This is a genomic window from Vibrio sp. 10N.222.55.C6, assembly GCF_041473395.1.
Taxonomy (GTDB): Bacteria; Pseudomonadota; Gammaproteobacteria; order Enterobacterales; family Vibrionaceae; genus Vibrio; species Vibrio crassostreae_C.
In genome coordinates this window covers 43,962-60,701 of record NZ_JBFRSD010000039.1, presented here as the reverse complement: position 1 = coordinate 60,701, position 16,740 = coordinate 43,962, and the positions used below count along the sequence as shown (strand labels likewise).

At 45.1% G+C, this 16,740-nt stretch carries 15 protein-coding genes; 2 read left to right on the top strand and 13 right to left on the bottom strand.

The window, feature by feature from the left end; all coding sequences use genetic code 11:
• The first annotated feature begins 61 nt into the window (after nucleotides 1-61).
• Nucleotides 62-1,423 (top strand): sodium-dependent transporter, encoded by a 1,362-nt coding sequence (locus tag AB4486_RS20705; protein WP_017059919.1) that lies wholly within the window; start codon nucleotides 62-64, stop codon nucleotides 1,421-1,423.
• A gap of 204 nt (nucleotides 1,424-1,627) precedes the next feature.
• On the opposite strand, the gene lipA is transcribed toward AB4486_RS20705, so the two are convergent.
• From lipA to leuS, 12 genes are all read right to left on the bottom strand, one after another.
• A complete protein-coding gene (gene lipA, locus AB4486_RS20700; RefSeq protein ID WP_017064177.1) occupies nucleotides 1,628-2,593 on the bottom strand; it encodes a lipoyl synthase in 966 nt (321 codons plus the stop codon).
• Between the two features lie 4 nt (nucleotides 2,594-2,597).
• Entirely contained in the window at nucleotides 2,598-3,257 is a 660-nt protein-coding gene (lipB, locus tag AB4486_RS20695; RefSeq protein ID WP_017068510.1) for a lipoyl(octanoyl) transferase LipB, read from the bottom strand.
• A 195-nt stretch (nucleotides 3,258-3,452) separates the two neighbouring features.
• Nucleotides 3,453-3,731: a DUF493 family protein YbeD gene (gene ybeD, locus AB4486_RS20690; protein ID WP_026084358.1), complete on the bottom strand. Its 279-nt coding sequence runs from the start codon at nucleotides 3,729-3,731 to the stop codon at nucleotides 3,453-3,455.
• A 232-nt stretch (nucleotides 3,732-3,963) separates the two neighbouring features.
• A complete protein-coding gene (locus tag AB4486_RS20685) occupies nucleotides 3,964-5,145 on the bottom strand; it encodes a serine hydrolase (RefSeq protein ID WP_017068508.1) in 1,182 nt (393 codons plus the stop codon).
• Between the two features lie 93 nt (nucleotides 5,146-5,238).
• Nucleotides 5,239-6,078: a septal ring lytic transglycosylase RlpA family protein gene (locus tag AB4486_RS20680; protein WP_048615264.1), complete on the bottom strand. Its 840-nt coding sequence runs from the start codon at nucleotides 6,076-6,078 to the stop codon at nucleotides 5,239-5,241.
• Between the two features lie 3 nt (nucleotides 6,079-6,081).
• Nucleotides 6,082-7,203, bottom strand: coding sequence for a rod shape-determining protein RodA (rodA, locus tag AB4486_RS20675; RefSeq protein WP_017062334.1), 1,122 nt, complete (start codon nucleotides 7,201-7,203; stop codon nucleotides 6,082-6,084).
• A complete protein-coding gene (gene mrdA, locus AB4486_RS20670; RefSeq protein WP_372101319.1) occupies nucleotides 7,203-9,095 on the bottom strand; it encodes a penicillin-binding protein 2 in 1,893 nt (630 codons plus the stop codon). The genes rodA and mrdA overlap by 1 nt, the downstream gene beginning before the upstream one ends.
• A 6-nt stretch (nucleotides 9,096-9,101) precedes the next feature.
• Nucleotides 9,102-9,572 carry a 23S rRNA (pseudouridine(1915)-N(3))-methyltransferase RlmH gene (rlmH, locus tag AB4486_RS20665; protein WP_065584443.1) on the bottom strand — a complete coding sequence of 157 codons (471 nt, stop codon included), beginning with the start codon at nucleotides 9,570-9,572 and terminating at the stop codon, nucleotides 9,102-9,104.
• A gap of 3 nt (nucleotides 9,573-9,575) precedes the next feature.
• On the bottom strand, nucleotides 9,576-9,893 hold the full coding sequence (gene rsfS / locus AB4486_RS20660) for a ribosome silencing factor (protein ID WP_004735247.1): 318 nt from the start codon (nucleotides 9,891-9,893) through the stop codon (nucleotides 9,576-9,578).
• A gap of 66 nt (nucleotides 9,894-9,959) precedes the next feature.
• Entirely contained in the window at nucleotides 9,960-10,985 is a 1,026-nt protein-coding gene (gene holA, locus AB4486_RS20655; protein WP_017068505.1) for a DNA polymerase III subunit delta, read from the bottom strand.
• 12 nt (nucleotides 10,986-10,997) lie between these two features.
• A complete protein-coding gene (gene lptE, locus AB4486_RS20650) occupies nucleotides 10,998-11,636 on the bottom strand; it encodes an LPS assembly lipoprotein LptE (RefSeq protein ID WP_372118444.1) in 639 nt (212 codons plus the stop codon).
• Nucleotides 11,637-11,815: 179 nt separating this feature from the next.
• Nucleotides 11,816-14,392: a leucine--tRNA ligase gene (gene leuS / locus AB4486_RS20645; protein WP_372118442.1), complete on the bottom strand. Its 2,577-nt coding sequence runs from the start codon at nucleotides 14,390-14,392 to the stop codon at nucleotides 11,816-11,818.
• Nucleotides 14,393-14,655: 263 nt separating this feature from the next.
• Between leuS and AB4486_RS20640 the strand changes: the two genes are divergently transcribed.
• Nucleotides 14,656-15,126 carry a zinc ribbon-containing protein gene (locus AB4486_RS20640; protein ID WP_017062329.1) on the top strand — a complete coding sequence of 157 codons (471 nt, stop codon included), beginning with the start codon at nucleotides 14,656-14,658 and terminating at the stop codon, nucleotides 15,124-15,126.
• 90 nt (nucleotides 15,127-15,216) lie between these two features.
• On the opposite strand, the gene lnt is transcribed toward AB4486_RS20640, so the two are convergent.
• Nucleotides 15,217-16,734 carry an apolipoprotein N-acyltransferase gene (gene lnt, locus AB4486_RS20635; protein WP_065584440.1) on the bottom strand — a complete coding sequence of 506 codons (1,518 nt, stop codon included), beginning with the start codon at nucleotides 16,732-16,734 and terminating at the stop codon, nucleotides 15,217-15,219.
• Between the last annotated feature and the right edge of the window lie 6 nt (nucleotides 16,735-16,740).

Genomic DNA, 16,740 nt, shown 5'->3' with positions numbered 1-16,740 from the left:
CTATCATTGCTTTTTATTACTGTACTTCTCAACTAGTTCACTGATTTTTAATGCGGGCGATATGGACCAACAATCTTCCTCTTCAAGAGAGCACTTTAGCTCTCGTTTAGGTTTTATTTTAGCAGCGGCTGGTGCAGCGGTTGGCTTGGGTAATATTTGGGGTTTCCCGACTCAAGTTGCTAGCAACGGTGGTGGCGCTTTCCTTTTAGTCTATTTGATCATGATCTTCGTGGTTGCTTTCCCTATGTTGGTGGTTGAGATGGCTATAGGCCGTCACGGCCAAGCAAACCCAGTTGATAGCATGCGATCTTTGACGACAAACCCTTTGGGTAAGAAAGTCGGTGAGTTTGTCGGTTGGGTTGGACTGAGTGTACCAAGCGCAGTGTTGGCGTTTTACAGTATTGTTGGTGGCTGGTTGATCTGTTTCCTAATTGGTGCGGTCGCGGATCTTATCGGCCTAGAAGCGATTGCTGATTGGTTTAAGGGCTTCAGTGTTGAGCGCAACGTATTTGGTACCGTCGCGTTCTATGTACTGACTATCTTGATTGTGCAGGGCGGTGTTAAGCAAGGCATCGAGAAATGGTCGACTCGTTTGATGCCTGCGCTGTTTGTTTTATTTGGCTTATTGTTTGTTTACATCATGACGCAATCTGGCGCGATGGAAGGCCTAAAACATTACCTTATTCCAGACTTTGAGAAAGTGTGGGATAGAAAACTGATTCTGGCGGCAATGGGACAGGGGTTCTTCTCACTCACTATTGGCGGTTGCTCGATGTTGGTTTATGGCTCTTACTTAAGCAAGAAAGAGAACCTACCAAAAATGGCGATGAACGTAACTCTGGTGGATACTGCTGTCGCTTTTATTGCTGGATTAGTGGTGATGCCAGCAATGTTTGTTGCGATGCAAAAAGGCGTTCAAATCTACGCTGAAGACGGCTCACTATTAAGCTCTGACACTCTAGTATTCACGGTTTTGCCGTTGATGTTTGATAGTTTAGGTGTGCTTGGACAGATCTTTGCGATTGTGTTCTTTTTACTACTAACGATTGCTGCACTGACTTCTTCGATTTCGATGCTTGAAGGCCCGGTTGCGCTAGTGAGTGAGCGTTTCAATACTAGACGAACGCCAACAAGCTGGGTGATTGGTGGTGCTATCGCGCTGTTTAGTGTGGTGATTGTTTACAACTTTGCTGCGATGTTTGGCATGGTAGCGATGATTGCAACTCAGTATCTTCAACCAGTCGCTGCACTGATGTTCTGTGTGTTTGGTGGTTGGGTATGGAGCCGAGCTTCAAAAGTGAAAGAGCTTGAACAAGGCAGTCCTGATTTTCAACTTGGTTGGTTTGGTAAGGTTTGGCCAATGTATGTGAAGTTTGTGTGCCCAATTTTGGTAGCAACGGTTATCTGGGCATCTTTCGGTTAATGCAGAACCCTATCTGGGCTTTTTGAAATTACCTCCTCTGAACTTGAAATATTAAGCACAAAGCCACTCATAAAGAGTGGCTTTGTTGTTTTTATATAAAGCTTAGTGGCACGAAATATAAAGCTATAGCGGCACGAACAAGATAGAAAAAAGGCGCTGAACATAATATTCAGCGCCTTTGCATTGTTCGTTAAGCAATCGTGATTACTTAATTTCCATACCTTGAGCTTGCAAGTCCGCATGGTAAGAAGAACGTACAAACGGGCCACACGCTGCGTGAGTAAAGCCTAGCTCTAGAGCAATCTCTTTCAGCTCATCGAACTCAGAAGGCGGCACGTAGCGTTCTACTGGTAAGTGGTGACGGCTTGGTGCTAGGTATTGACCTAGTGTCAGCATAGTCACACCATGTTCGCGAAGGTCTTTCAGTACTTGAACGATCTCTTCTTTTGTCTCGCCAAGACCCATCATCACACCTGATTTTGTTGGGATATCAGGGTGCTGCTCTTTGAATTTCTTCAGTAGATCAAGAGACCACTTGTAGTTCGCACCTGGACGCGCTTTACGGTATAGACGTGGCGCTGTCTCTAGGTTGTGGTTGAAAACATCTGGCGGGTTGTCTTTCATTAGGTCAAGCGCAACGTCCATACGACCGCGGAAGTCTGGAACCAGTGTTTCGATACGAATATTTGGGTTGAGTTCGCGAATCTCACGGTTACAGTCAGCAAAGTGCTGAGCACCGCCGTCACGCAAGTCATCACGGTCAACTGAAGTGATTACAACGTACTTCAGTTTCATGTCTTGAATTGTTTTAGCCAGTTTCTTCGGCTCTTCAGCTTCAGGAGCAACAGGACGACCATGGGCAACATCACAGAACGGGCAGCGACGAGTACAGATAGCGCCAAGAATCATAAACGTTGCCGTACCGTGGTTGAAACACTCGGCTAGGTTAGGGCAAGACGCTTCTTCACAAACTGAGTGCAGGTTGTTTTTACGCATTGCTGATTTGATTTCTTGAATACGATGGCTGTCTGAAGGAAGTTTAATCTTCATCCATTCAGGCTTACGTAGAACTTCTTTCTGTTCAGCAGGCATATTCTTTACGGGAATTAATGCCATTTTGTCAGCGTCACGATATTTAACGCCTTTTTCCATTTGGATTGGTTTGCTCATGATTTTATGCTTCTGCTGTAATGTTACTGGTGGCTTGAATGTCTACTTGGTCATAGCCGAGTAGCTCTACGAGCTCTTGTATTAACTGTTGCTCAACGTTTTCTAGTTCACTTGGTCCGCCGAGTTGGCTTACCTGCGCCATTTCCATACCTTGGTAACCACATGGGTTAATACGTAGGAATGGAGACAGGTCCATATCGACGTTGAGTGCTAACCCGTGGAACGAGCAGCCACGTCGAATACGTAATCCAAGTGAACAGATTTTCTTGCCATCGACATAAACACCAGGAGCGTCAGGTCGGGCAGCTGAATCTATATTGTAAGCTTTCAGAGTATTGATTACGAGGTTCTCGATATGAGTAACCAAATCACGTACTCCGAATTTCTTGCGGCGGATGTTAATCAGAAAGTAAGCCACTAATTGGCCTGGGCCGTGGTAAGTCACTTGGCCACCGCGATCGCTTTGTATTACAGGGATATCACCGGCATTTAATACATGCTCAGCTTTGCCTGCTTGTCCTTGAGTGAAGACAGGGTTGTGTTCAACCAACCAAACTTGGTCTAGGTCTTCTTCCGTGCGTTCGTCTGTGAACTTATGCATGGCTTTCCATACAGGTTCGTAATCCTGACGGCCTAATTTTTTTACGATTAGCTTATTTTGCAAAGCTGCACTCCCTCAAGGATTAATAAAGTGAACGCATTATAAACGCGAAACATGATTCTAACTACAGACGGACTGCAAGGTTTTTCAACTTTCTTTGTATTTATTGAAAATTAAGTTGAATGAATTTGAGCTAGATAGGGCGCTTTAAATAAAAACAGCGGCAATAAGCCGCTGTTTTTCATGTGTAATCGGAGATTACAGAACCATACGAACGATTTCGATCTCGCCCAGTTCTTTATAAAGAGTTTCTACTTGCTCAATTGAAGTCGCAGTAATATTGATAGAAACAGAGTGGTAGTTACCTTTCGCACTTGGTTTTAGCGTTGGGCTGTAGTCACCAGGAGCATGACGCTGGATCACTTCTAGTACTAGCTCAGTCAGTTCTGGCTTAGCGTGGCCCATTACTTTGTAAGTGAATGAACAAGGGAACTCTAAGAGGTCTTTTAGTTTTGCATCAGAATTGATGTTCATGATTAGCTCCAAAAGGCTAGACTCTCGCAAATTGGCGAAATGTCGATAAAAAGCGTGTTCGGTCAACAGACACGAGTAATAAGGCGGAATATTACGTGTAAATATCACCGAACTCAAGATCAACAAAAGCCGCACATGGCGGCTTTTGGTTCGCTAATGAGTAAATCATGAACTTACTCATTAGGTTAGCTATACAACAAGCTTGGGTTTTACCTAGAACAAACCTTTTGCTTGTTTAGAATAAACCCTTGAACAGAAGAACTAGGTAGTCCCATAGACGGCTGAATAGGCTGCCTTGGTCTACATCTTCAAGTGCTAGTAGTGGGTATTCAGCAACGTCTTCACCGTCTACTTGGTAGAATAGTTTACCAACTACATCGCCTTTGCTGATTGGCGCTTCTAGTTCTTTCTCAAGAACGAAGCTTGCCTTCAGGTTCTTAGCTTGACCACGAGGTAGCGTTACGAAAGTATCTTCGTCGACACCCAGTGCAACTGTGTCCTTGCTACCCATCCAGATCTTCTCTTCTACGAAGGTTTCACCGGCTGTGTGTGGTGCCACTGTTTCAAAGAAGCGGAAGCCGTAGCTAAGCAGTTTTTTGCTTTCTGTTTTACGAGCATTCGCATTCTTGGTGCCCATAACTACAGCCACTAGGCGCATTTTGCCTTCTGTCGCTGAGCTTACTAGGCTGTAACCTGCATTGCTTGTGTGGCCCGTTTTGATGCCATCAACGTTCATGCTCTTATCCCATAACAGACCGTTACGGTTGTATTGGGTGATGCCGTTGTATGTGAATTTCTTCTCTGAGTAGATACGGTACTCGTCTGGTACGTCGCGAATCAGCGCCTGACCAAGTAGCGCCATATCGTAAGGCGTTGAGTATAGGTTCGGGTTGTCTAGACCGTGCACGTTAGCAAAGTGCGTGTCTTTCATGCCGATAGAGCTTGCCCAAGCGTTCATTAGGTCAACGAATGCATCTTCAGAGCCAGCGATGTGTTCAGCCATAGCAACACATGCGTCGTTACCTGATTGAATGATGATACCGCGGTTTAATTCTTCAACTTTAACCGTAGTGCCCACTTCAACGAACATCTTAGATGAATCTGGGAAGTTTTTAGCCCAAGCATTTTCACTGATTACAACATCGTCGTTTAGGTTGATGTTGCCACGGTCGAGCTCTTGGCCGATCACGTAGCTCGTCATCATCTTGGTTAAACTTGCTGGAGAAAGCTGAGTATTCATCTCTTTCTCTGCTAGTACTTTGCCTGAATGGTAATCCATCAGAACAAAACCTTTAGCGGCGATTTGAGGAGCATCAGGAACAACAATAGGAGCGGCGAATGACGATGTAGCTATCGTTGCAGAAAGAGCAACAGAAGTAGCAAAAATCGATTTAACAAGTTTATTAGATTTAATCATTTTGAATGCAATTATTTGGTGAACTATTCATATATTAACAGAATCACTCTGTCACACCAGAGCGCTGATTACCAGAAGTAACTGTTAGATTAATTAGCGAGTTAGGGTGTGTTTTTTTATATAAGCTGACGGGTAACCCATTAGCTTAACTTGTTCTAATTTCTCTTGAGTCAGAGCATAGTCATGAAATGGCCCAATCATCAGACGGTAGTTGTCATCATTTGGCTGCAAGAACGTTGCTACTTCTAGCTTTTCGGCTAGATCTTTCGCTAACTTCTCTGTTCTATCTTCATGTGGAGATGTTGCGACTTGAATAATAAATTGCGGTAAAGCAGCCTTTTTATTTGCGTCGGTTGGCATAGCCACAGTAATGACTTCAATCTCAACATTTGCCGTGCCGGTTCTCAACACATCGAGCTTGTAAGCTGCCGCATAACTAAGGTCAATGATTCGGCCTTCATGGAATGGGCCGCGGTCATTGATACGAACAATCGTCGTTTTGTTATTGTCGGTATTCGTCACTTTTACATAGCTTGGAATTGGCAATGTTTTGTGCGCCGCAGACATCGAATACATGTCGTAGATCTCGCCGTTCGACGTTAAGTGGCCATGAAATTTCTTACCGTACCAAGAGGCTTTGCCTTTCTCAGTAAACCCTTCGGTCTTCTTTACGATCTTGTAGTCTTCGCCACGTAAAGTGTAATCCGTGTTACCACCTAAACTATAAGGTTCATACTGAGGGTGAGCATCCTCGAGATGCTCTACTGAGATCGGTGCGTCTGGTGCAATATCTGAATCAATATCGTAGCGGCCTGTTGGCTGCTTTGAAGAACAACCATTGATTAAAATCGCTAGCCCCAAGATAGAGACTATTTTTTTGATTGGCAGCTCTTCAACCAAGGATGCTTTTTTTTGAAACGTTGTAATAGACATCGATTAGGTCGCCTTTGAGAATGCTTTTCTGTGTGTATGTATCGACATTAAAATACCAAAACCAGCCATAAGGGTAACCATTGAAGTACCGCCATAACTGACTAGAGGAAGAGGAACACCAACTACAGGTAGAATGCCACTTACCATGCCAATGTTTACAAAAATATAAACGAAGAAGCTCAGTACAATACTTCCGCCCATCATTCGACCGAATGCGGTTTGAGCTTGGCTCGCAAGCACTAAGCCACGTCCAATAATAAACAGGTAGATAGCAAGCAAGAACAAGATACCAATCATGCCCCACTCTTCGGCAATGACCGCAAAAATGAAGTCGGTATGACGCTCTGGAATAAACTCTAGTTGAGATTGAGTGCCTTGCAGCCAACCTTTTCCTGAAATACCACCAGAGCCTATCGCAATCTTACTTTGAATGATGTGGTAACCCGCACCTAATGGATCTGATTCAGGATCAAAAAGGGTTCTAACACGCACTTTTTGATATTCACGCATCAAGAAGAACCATAGGATTGGGATAAATGCCCCTAATGCGATTGCCGCGCTAGCAATGATTTTCCAACTGATACCAGCCAGGAATATCACGAAGATACCAGATGCGGCGATAAGGATAGATGTACCTAGGTCAGGCTGCTTTGCGATTAGAATCGTCGGTACAAACACCATCACTAGCGAGATCGCTAATGTTTGGAATGTTGGTGGAAGTGAGCGCTTACCGATAAATCGTGCCAGCATCAAAGGCACCGCGAGCTTTAATAGCTCTGACGGTTGGAATCGAACAAAGCCGAAGTTTAACCAACGCTGGGCGCCTTTAGAGGCTTCACCAAAGAACAACACGCCCAATAGCAAGATGACACCACCTACAAATAGCAGTGGTGCCAAGGTTTCATAAGTACGAGGTGAGATTTGCGCTAGGAAGATCATCACACCTAAAGACAGAGCCATGCGCATCGCCTGGCGGTCCATCATCGCAAGGCTTTGTCCGCTTGCGCTGTACATGATCAGCAGGGCAAAGCCCATTAAAACCAGAATGCCAAGCAAAAGCGGCAGGTCGATATGCAGCCTTTCGAATAGGGCTCTATTTCGTCCAGTTGAAGGATCAAGTTTCATTATTTAATTGGCTCACTTTGATAATCTTCTGCAAGGATAATATGGTCTAAAATCCTTCTTACTACTGGGCCGCCGTTAGAAGAACCGCCACCTGCGTTCTCTAGAACGATAGTCACGACGGCTTCAGGATCTTCAAAAGGCGCGTAACCCGTAAAGAGGGCGTGATCGCGTAAGTGCTCTGCGATTTCATCCGCGTTGTACTCTTCATCTTCTTTTAAGCCGAATACCTGTGCGGTACCCGATTTACCAGCGGTTTGGTAAGACATCTTCTGGAATGAACGTCTTGCCGTACCTTTCTTACCGTGGTTAGCCAGCCTCATACCTTCCTGAGCGATATCCCAATACTTCTTCTTAACCCCGGTTAGCGGTGGGTAAGTTTCAATGTCCGACATGATTTGTTCATCGAATGGACGACCGTTATCAATGGTTGAACGAAGTAGGTGAGGTGCGGTTACTTCACCTTCATTGACCAAAACTGATGTGGCTTTTGCAATCTGCATGGGTGTTGCAGTCCAGTAGCCTTGGCCAATACCAACTGGGATGGTGTCACCTTGGTACCAAGGCACACGGTGTCTTGCCATCTTCCAATCACGAGTTGGCATATTGGCTTTGCTTTCTTCATAAATATCGATGCCAGTATAATCACCAAAGCCGAACATCATCATCCATTTGGATATGCGATCAATGCCGAGATCATAAGCAATTTGGTAAAAGAAAGTATCCACTGACTCTTCAATCGCTTTCTCTATATCAACGACCCCGTGTCCCCAACGCAACCAGTCACGGAATGGTCTTGTTTTTGAATTAGGGATCTTCCAATAACCTGGGTCATTACGCGTTGTATTAGGTGTAATCACACCTTCTTGCAGAGCCGCAACAGCAATGAATGGCTTGATCGTCGATGCTGGTGGGTAAATACCTAGCGTTGCACGGTTAACCAAAGGGCGGTCTTTGTCTTGAAGCAGGGCGTTATAACCTTTAGACGAAATACCATGTACGAATGCATTTGGGTCGTAGCTTGGGCTAGATACCATGGCTAACACGCCATTGTCTTTCGGGTCGAGAACGATAGCTGAGCCACGGCGGCCATCCAGTAACTTATGTACGTATAGTTGTAGCTTGATATCCAAGTTGAGCACGATATCTTTACCCGGAACCGACGGTACAAATTTTAGAGTACGGATCACTCGTCCACGGCTGTTAACTTCGACTTCTTGATAGCCAGCGGTACCGTGAAGCATGTCTTCGTAGTAGCGCTCAATACCAAGTTTACCGATGTCGCGAGTGGCTTGGTAATTGGCGTCTTTCTCTTCGCGAACCAGGCGCTGCATATCACGGTCATTGATGCGCGATACGTAGCCAATCACGTGAGTTAACACATCAGCATAAGGGTAGAAACGTTTTAGCGTACCTGTAACTTCAACGCCTGGGAACTTATGTTGATTTACAGAGAAGATCGCAACTTGTTCTTCGGTAAGCTGATTCAGAATAGGTACTGACTTGAAGCGTCGTGAATTGCGACGATCACGATCAAATAGTTCAATGCGCTCTGGCGGGATCTCGATTAATTCTTGTAGACGGACGAGCGTGTCATCCATATCTTTGATTTTTTCTGGCGTGATTTCTAGGTTGAAAACCGGGCGATTTTCGGCAAGAAGTACACCATTACGATCGTAAATCAAACCACGGTTAGGGGCGATTGGAACGACCTTGATACGGTTATCGTTAGAGCGGGTTTTATAGTCTTGATATTGATTGACCTGAATGTTGTACAGATTAACAACCAACATCGATATCATGACTATGATCCCCGCAAACGCAACAAAAGCACGATTAGTAAATAGTCGTGCTTCTGCTTTGTAATCACGGATTTGGCTACGTTTACGTAACATTAACGCTTATTCTCGATGATAAGGGTGGTTAGCAGTGATGCTCCAAGCTCGATACAAGCTTTCAGCCATGATAACGCGTACTAATGGGTGAGGGAGAGTAAGCGCAGACAGAGACCAACTTTGGTCTGCAGCCGCTTTACATGCAGGTGCTAATCCTTCAGGCCCGCCGATAAGGATAGAAACGTCGCGTCCATCCAACTTCCAACTTTCCAATTGCTCTGCCAGTTGTGATGTGTCCCACTTTTTACCTGGGATATCAAGCGTGACAATGCGGTTGCCTTTTGGAACCGCTGCCAACATCGCTTCGCCTTCTTTTTGAAGAATGCGTGCAATATCCGCATTTTTACCGCGCTTTCCCGCAGTAATTTCAATGAGCTCTAATGGCATATCATGAGGGAAGCGGCGTTTATATTCTTTAAAGCCTTCTTCAACCCACTTTGGCATTTTTGTGCCAACTGCGATTAACTGGATCTTCAAAGCTTAGCCCCAAAGTTTTTCTAGTTGGTACAGTTCACGGTGTTCTTCTTGCATAACGTGAAGCATGCTTGTGCCCATATCTAGAACAACCCATTCACCTTCTTGCTGACCGTCCATACCTAGAGGTTGCATACCCGCTTTACGCACTTCATCAGCAACATGCTGTGCAATAGAGGCAACATGGCGTTTAGAGGTGCCAGTACAAACAATCATGTAATCAGTAACGCTTGATTTGCCTTCTACATCGATAGTTACAATCGATTCTGCTTTCATGTCGTCGGCTTTGTCTGCAAGAAAATCTTTTAGTTCTTCACGTAACACTGGGTGTTCCTTTAATCTGAATTTAGCTTTGTTTAGGGCTTGTTGACCCTAGAATATAACACGCTTTTATGCGTGGAATGGTATTGAAGCTGAAGGGATACAAAACTCTACGCTTAACTGATGAATTAGTGGCCAAGGCGACTGCTCATATTGAGTTTTTGTCATCAATTCAGCTTGAGTGAGCAACGCGAACAAAGAGTGTAATTGAGAAATCGAAACTCTTGTTAGCGCGGCGTTATAAAGAGGCTTTTTAGATTGCCAGATACGGTGTTTTTCGAAGACCTGACCAATCGGCATCTGTTTCATTTGTTGCTGCATTTGTAATAGCAGAGCAAGCTCTCGTTGTATGCTACGTAATAAAATGACGGGTTCGACACCTTCAGCTTCTAGCTGACGCAGGATTCGTTGTGCTCGGTTACCTTTGCCTGCCAATAACGCATCACTCCAATGGAATGGAGTAAAATGGTTGTGTCGACTCAGCGATTCTTCTAAGCGTACTAACGTGAGTTTTCCATCTGGGTATTGGAGAGCCAGTTTTTCTAGGCTTTGGGTGAGAGCAAATAGATTACCCTCATGCCATTGCGCCAGCATTTGAATCGCTTCAGGGTCTGGCGTTAAACCGATTTGACGGCAACGCGCTTGGACAAACTGAGGTAACCGACTGACATCTGGCGTTAGGCAACTGACCCAGTGACCCTGATTCGAAAGAGCCTTAAACCACTTAGCGCTTTCTTGAGCTTTGGTGAGCTTAGTGCCCACCAAGATTAACAAGATATCACTGTGGATATGCTCGGAGATTGCGAGTAGCTCTTTCGCTATTGCGGCATTGACGCCTGACTCTGGCAGTTCAAGCTCGATGACCTGACGGCTAGAGAATAGGCTCAGTGCTTGAGTGCAGTCGTAGACTTGATTCCAGTCGAGACTGCTATCAATCGCAAAGCGGTGACGTTCTTCAAAGCCTTGCTGTTTTGCAGCCTTTTGAATCGCTTCTCGGCTCTCTTGCAACAGTAGCGGTTCGTTACCAAAAATTAGGTAAACATTACTCAACTGTTTAATAAGTTGCTCTGATAAGCGGTCAGCAAAAATACGCATCAAATAAACCTATTACTCAGCCGAATCGCTAAGTGTTGGTTGTTCTTCTGAAGCTGGTACGATCTCAACATTCTTGATGTTGTATTGCTTTTCGAGTTCTTTCACTTGAACGTGTTCTAGTGCTTCAAGGTCCATACTGTCTGCAGCGATGTTGGCTTTTAGGCGCGCCATTTGGCGAAGGATTTGGCTAGTTGCTAGCTTGCGCATTTCATCTTCGATCATGTCGCGTTCAACCGACTTTGCGAGGGCTGTTAGCGGGTTATCTAGGTAACTACGGGTAACACTGGTTGAGAACGTTTTTGAGCCAAGATCTGGGATCGTTACTCGGTATGAAGCGTTAAATGTTAGCTCAATTTCGGCGGCACGAGTATTTTGGTATAGCGATAAAGTACGCTCACCAACACTCTCGCTAATGATGTGCAGGTTAGGTGTATTCTCAGCCGGTAGCACAATTTCTACATCATTCATACGCAGTTGACCTTTCATCATACGTGTAAACGTACTGTATTGGTCGTAACTGGTTACGGAGATCTTGTTGAGTTCTTCTGGTACGGAGTAATCACCACGTAGGTGGAAACCACACGCACTTAATAGGCTGACGGTTAAAACAACAACAGTAACTTTCAATGAAGATAGTGAAATCAGGCGCATTATTTGATGGCTCTCATGAAGGTAGAATACTTATTTAAAGGCTTTAGTTCGTTTGAGTGGTTAGGCTCAAGTCTAAAGCGCTTAAATAAGTAGACAGGGCAATTAGCTACCCTGTCTACAGACTGCTTTTGATGAATTAAGTTCGTTAATTCTTTAGCAATTGCATTGTGCTAACGAAATTAGTTAGCAACGATGTTTAGAAGCTTACCTGGTACGAAGATAACTTTACGGATAGTTAAGCCATCTAGGAACTTCTTAGCGTTCTCATCGTTTAGACCAAGCTCACGAACTTGCTCTTCTGTTGCATCAGCAGCAACGGTTAGTTTCGCACGTAGCTTACCGTTGATCATAACAACGATAGTTTTCTCGTCTTCAACTAGCGCTTTCTCATCGAAAGTTGGCCATGTTGCTGAGTCTACGTTTGATTCACCCAGTGCAATCCACATTTCGTAAGAGATGTGTGGCGTCATTGGGTAAAGCATGCGAACAACAGCTTTTAGCGCTTCATCAAGGATTGCACGATCTTGTACAGACTCTTGATGTGCTTTCGCTAGCTTGTTCATCAATTCCATGATCGCAGCGATTGCTGTGTTGAACGTTTGGCGACGGCCGATATCGTCCGTTACTTTCGCGATAGTTTTATGGATATCACGACGAAGTGCTTTTTGGTCGCCAGATAGCGCAGAAGCATCAACAGATTCAGCAGCACCCTTAGAAGAGTGAGCGTGAACCAATTTCCAAACACGTTTAAGGAAGCGGTTAGCCCCTTCAACGCCAGACTCTTGCCACTCAAGCGTCATGTCTGCAGGTGATGCAAACATCATGAATAGACGTACTGTATCAGCGCCGTACTTGTCTACCATCTCTTGTGGGTCGATACCGTTGTTCTTAGACTTAGACATTTTGATCATGCCTGAGTGTTCAACTTCACGACCTTGATCGTCGACTGCTTTTTCGATGCGACCTTTACCGTCACGTTCAACCGTTACGTCAGTCGGTGCAATCCACTCTTTGGTGCCTTTTTCGTTTTCGTGATAGAACGCGTCAGCCAGAACCATGCCTTGACATAGTAGTTGCTTGAACGGTTCATCAGACGTCACGTAGCCAGCATCACGTAGAAGCTTATGGAAGAAACGAGAGTAAAGCAGGTGCATACAAGCGTGCTCGATACCACCAACATATTGGTCAACTGGTAGCCAGTAGTTTGCTTTCTCTGGATCTAGAATGTCGTCTGCTTGCGGTGAACAGTAACGTGCGTAGTACCAAGAAGACTCCATAAACGTATCGAACGTGTCAGTCTCACGTAGAGCGGGTTCGCCGTTGAATGTTGTTTCAGCCCAAGACTTGTCAGCCTTGATTGGGCTCGTTACGCCATCCATTACTACATCTTCAGGAAGAATGACTGGCAGTTGGTCTGCTGGTACTGGGTGAACTTCACCGTCTTCAGTGGTTACCATTGGGATTGGAGCGCCCCAGTAACGTTGACGAGATACACCCCAGTCACGTAGACGGAAGTTTACTGTCTTCTTACCTTTGCCTTCAGCTTCAAGCTTCGCAGCAATTGCATCGAATGCTTCTTGGAACGCAAGACCATCGAATTCACCAGAATCAAACAGTACACCTTTTTCAGTGTAAGCCGCTTCAGACACGTCTAGTTCAGAACCATCTTCAGGTTTGATTACTGGGATGATATCGATGCCGTACTTAGTTGCGAACTCGTAGTCACGTTGATCGTGAGCAGGAACCGCCATTACCGCACCTGTGCCGTAATCCATAAGTACGAAGTTTGCTACGTATACAGGAACAACACGACCGTTAAGAGGGTGGATAGCCGTTAGGCCAGTATCCATACCTTTCTTTTCCATCGTTGCGAGTTCAGCTTCAGCCACTTTGGTGTTGCGACACTCTTCAACGAATGCTGCAAGCTCAGGGTTGTTCTGTGATGCTTTCTCTGCAAGAGGGTGACCTGCAGCGATACCAACGTAAGAAACACCCATTAGTGTGTCTGGACGTGTTGTGTACACTTCTAGCGGCGCTTCTTCACCGTTAACAGCGAAAGATAGTTCAACACCTTCAGAGCGGCCGATCCAGTTGCGCTGCATGGTCTTAACCATTTCAGGCCAACCTTCAAGGTTGTCTAGATCGTCTAGCAGCTCGTGAGCGTACTCAGTGATCTTAATGAACCATTGTGGGATCTTCTTTTGTTCTACTGGAGTGTCACAACGCCAGCAACAACCGTCTTCTACTTGCTCATTTGCCAGTACTGTTTGGTCGTTTGGACACCAGTTAACTGAAGATGTCTTCTTGTAAACCAGGCCTTTTTCGTAAAGCTTAGTGAAGAACTCTTGTTCCCAACGGTAGTACTCTGGAGTACACGTTGCGAATTCACGGTTCCAGTCGTAACCAAAGCCTAGAAGCTTAAGCTGGTTCTTCATGTACTCAATGTTTTCGTAAGTCCATGGTGCAGGTGCTGTATTGTTTTTAACAGCGGCGTTTTCTGCAGGTAGGCCGAATGCATCCCAACCAATTGGCTGCATTACGTTTTTGCCTTGTAGACGTTGGAAACGAGATACCACATCACCGATGGTGTAGTTACGCACGTGACCCATGTGCAGTCGGCCACTTGGGTAAGGGAACATAGAAAGACAGTAGAATTTTTCTTTGTTTGGGTCTTCACTTACAACGAAAGTCTCGCTGTTATCCCAGTGTTGTTGAACCTTTTGTTCAATCTCTTGCGGGTTATATTGTTCTTGCATCGATGGTATCCGGTTATCTTGGAATTTGTGAGTTCGGTTAGAACAGAGTCTTACAGATCGTCATAGAATACCTAAAGGAGCTGAGTACAACAATAGTTATACCCTTCATACTTGCAGTTGCCGCTTAGTAGATTGTGTAATTTTCACTGAATTTCGCAGGGCAACTATACTTAAGAGTATGAATTGCATTTGTTTGTAAGCGGGAGTGCATTGCAGCGCATCCGTTTGCTCACTAAAAGGTTGGTTATCTTAAGGAGGTTGTTATGCCGAAGAAAAAAGCGCTCTATGAAGAAGTCGTCGAAGAGGTGATTGAAACGCTGAAGCATAGCCCTGAAGAGCTCAACAACAAAATCGAAACGTCGGGCAAGTTTGCGAAAGCAGCTAATGATATGACTAAAGATGAGCTTTCATTGATCTCTGCCTACGTGAAGTCGGACTTAAAAGAGTTTTCCGAAAGCTATGAAGAGAGTAAAAGCGGTCCATTCTATTTGATGATTGCGGACTCTATTTGGCAAGGGCTGTTGGATATTACTGATCGTACTAAGGTGGAATGGGTTGAACTGTTCCAAGACTTAGAACACCAAGGCTTGTATCAAGCGGGTGAAGTCATTGGCTTGGGAACCTTAGTATGTGACGAGTGTGGTCACCAAACCGAATATAACCACCCAACCAATATCATTCCATGCATTAAATGTGGTTCTAAAGGGTTTAGTCGTAAAGCCCTTAAACCGTAAGCTTCTGAACCATAGCGTATCAACGCAAAACCACAGCAATGAAAAAGGGTTGACCCGATCAGTCAACCCTCAAATCACTTTTCGTCGAATCTAGCTTTTTGGCTTTCTAATTACCCAACCAATCACCAAGCTGAGCATCGCCCAGATATACAGTGGCCAAGTACCTACTGTGTGATAAGGCGTTTGACCATCCGTTGAAATGAGTTCAGCTTTTAACACTGCCGTTTCAAACTGAGGCACTTGCTTGATTATATTGCCTTTGTAATCAGTAACTGCCGTCACACCGTTGTTGGTCGAGCGAATAACCGGCTTACCAAGCTCCAGAGCACGCATCTGTGCAATTTCCATATGTTGCAGAGGGCCAATCGAACGACCAAACCACGCATCGTTAGAGAGCGTTAAAATAAAGTCAGTCTCGTCGGTTACGTTCTGTCTAACTTGATCATTAAAGATGATCTCATAACACAGTGCCGGCGCTAAGTGACGACCATTTGCCACTATGTTTGGTTGAACAAAGTCGCCACGGCTAAATGATGACATTGGCAAGTTAAAGAAAGGTGCTAATGGACGCAAGATATCTTCAAACGGCACAAACTCACCAAATGGTAACAGGTGGTGTTTATGGTAGCGTTCGTCTGGATCGTAGCTGTACTCACCGTATGGATTCACACCGAGAGAAAGAACACTGTTGTAGTATTTCTTATCTTCAGACTGATTCAGCACACCGGTAATGATCGAACTGTTGTTCATCTTCGCTGCGCTATCCAAGTTACGTAGGAAAGATGGGATCTCAACTTCGAATGCTGGAATAGCCGCTTCAGGCCAGATGATGATATCCGCTCCCCAGTTTTCTCTGCTTAGGTCGGTGTACTTCATCATGGTTGGCCAGCGATGACTCGGTAGCCATTTACTGTCTTGATCGACGTTGCCTTGTATCAAGACGACTGACGTGGTTTTTTCAGGGTTCGGCGTGACCCAGTCGATGTTGCGAATACCAAAGCCTGCGCTAAATACGACAGCGGGAATGATAGCGATGCTCCAAGCCCGGTTAACAATCGCATAAGTGAATGCAGAGGCTGAAACAATGATCGCTAAAGTTACTAGCTCTACGCCGCCAATCGGTGCAAATGAACCCAATGGCGAATCGATTTGGCTGTAGCCTAACCAAAGCCAAGGGAAGCCCGTCATTACCCAGCCACGCAGCCAATCACAGACTAGCCAGAATGCAGGAGCTGCAAGGAAAAAGCGGCTTAGGTTATTGGCAGGGAAGAATTTATTCAAACCCCAGGTAAATAGCCCTGAATAAACGGCTAGGTAGCCAACAAGCAATGCCATCAAAAATAGGTTGGCTGCCAGTGGCATGCCGCCAAAACCATCAATGCTGACGTATACCCAGCTGATACCTGTGGTGAATTGACCTAAACCCCATGCGTAGCCAATCCAAAGCGCACTTTTAGGAGAGCGGTTGTGGATCAGTAACAGCAACAAAGCTGGGCTGAGAATAGCAAGAGGCCATATAGAGTATGGAGCGAATGAAAGGGTGGTTATAGCGCCAACAAAAACGGCCGCAAGCGGCCGTAATAGGCGATGAATAAAGGTATTAGTCATCTAATT

Coding starts and splice junctions, on each gene's coding strand:
- AB4486_RS20680 (WP_048615264.1), bottom strand. CDS start 6,078: ATGTCTATTACAACGTTTCAAAAAAAAGCATCCTTGGTTGAAGAGCTG.
- rodA (WP_017062334.1), bottom strand. CDS start 7,203: ATGAAACTTGATCCTTCAACTGGACGAAATAGAGCCCTATTCGAAAGG.
- AB4486_RS20685 (WP_017068508.1), bottom strand. CDS start 5,145: ATGATTAAATCTAATAAACTTGTTAAATCGATTTTTGCTACTTCTGTT.
- AB4486_RS20705 (WP_017059919.1), top strand. CDS start 62: ATGGACCAACAATCTTCCTCTTCAAGAGAGCACTTTAGCTCTCGTTTA.
- mrdA (WP_372101319.1), bottom strand. CDS start 9,095: ATGTTACGTAAACGTAGCCAAATCCGTGATTACAAAGCAGAAGCACGA.
- lptE (WP_372118444.1), bottom strand. CDS start 11,636: ATGCGCCTGATTTCACTATCTTCATTGAAAGTTACTGTTGTTGTTTTA.
- leuS (WP_372118442.1), bottom strand. CDS start 14,392: ATGCAAGAACAATATAACCCGCAAGAGATTGAACAAAAGGTTCAACAA.
- lipA (WP_017064177.1), bottom strand. CDS start 2,593: ATGAGCAAACCAATCCAAATGGAAAAAGGCGTTAAATATCGTGACGCT.
- lnt (WP_065584440.1), bottom strand. CDS start 16,734: ATGACTAATACCTTTATTCATCGCCTATTACGGCCGCTTGCGGCCGTT.
- holA (WP_017068505.1), bottom strand. CDS start 10,985: ATGCGTATTTTTGCTGACCGCTTATCAGAGCAACTTATTAAACAGTTG.
- AB4486_RS20640 (WP_017062329.1), top strand. CDS start 14,656: ATGCCGAAGAAAAAAGCGCTCTATGAAGAAGTCGTCGAAGAGGTGATT.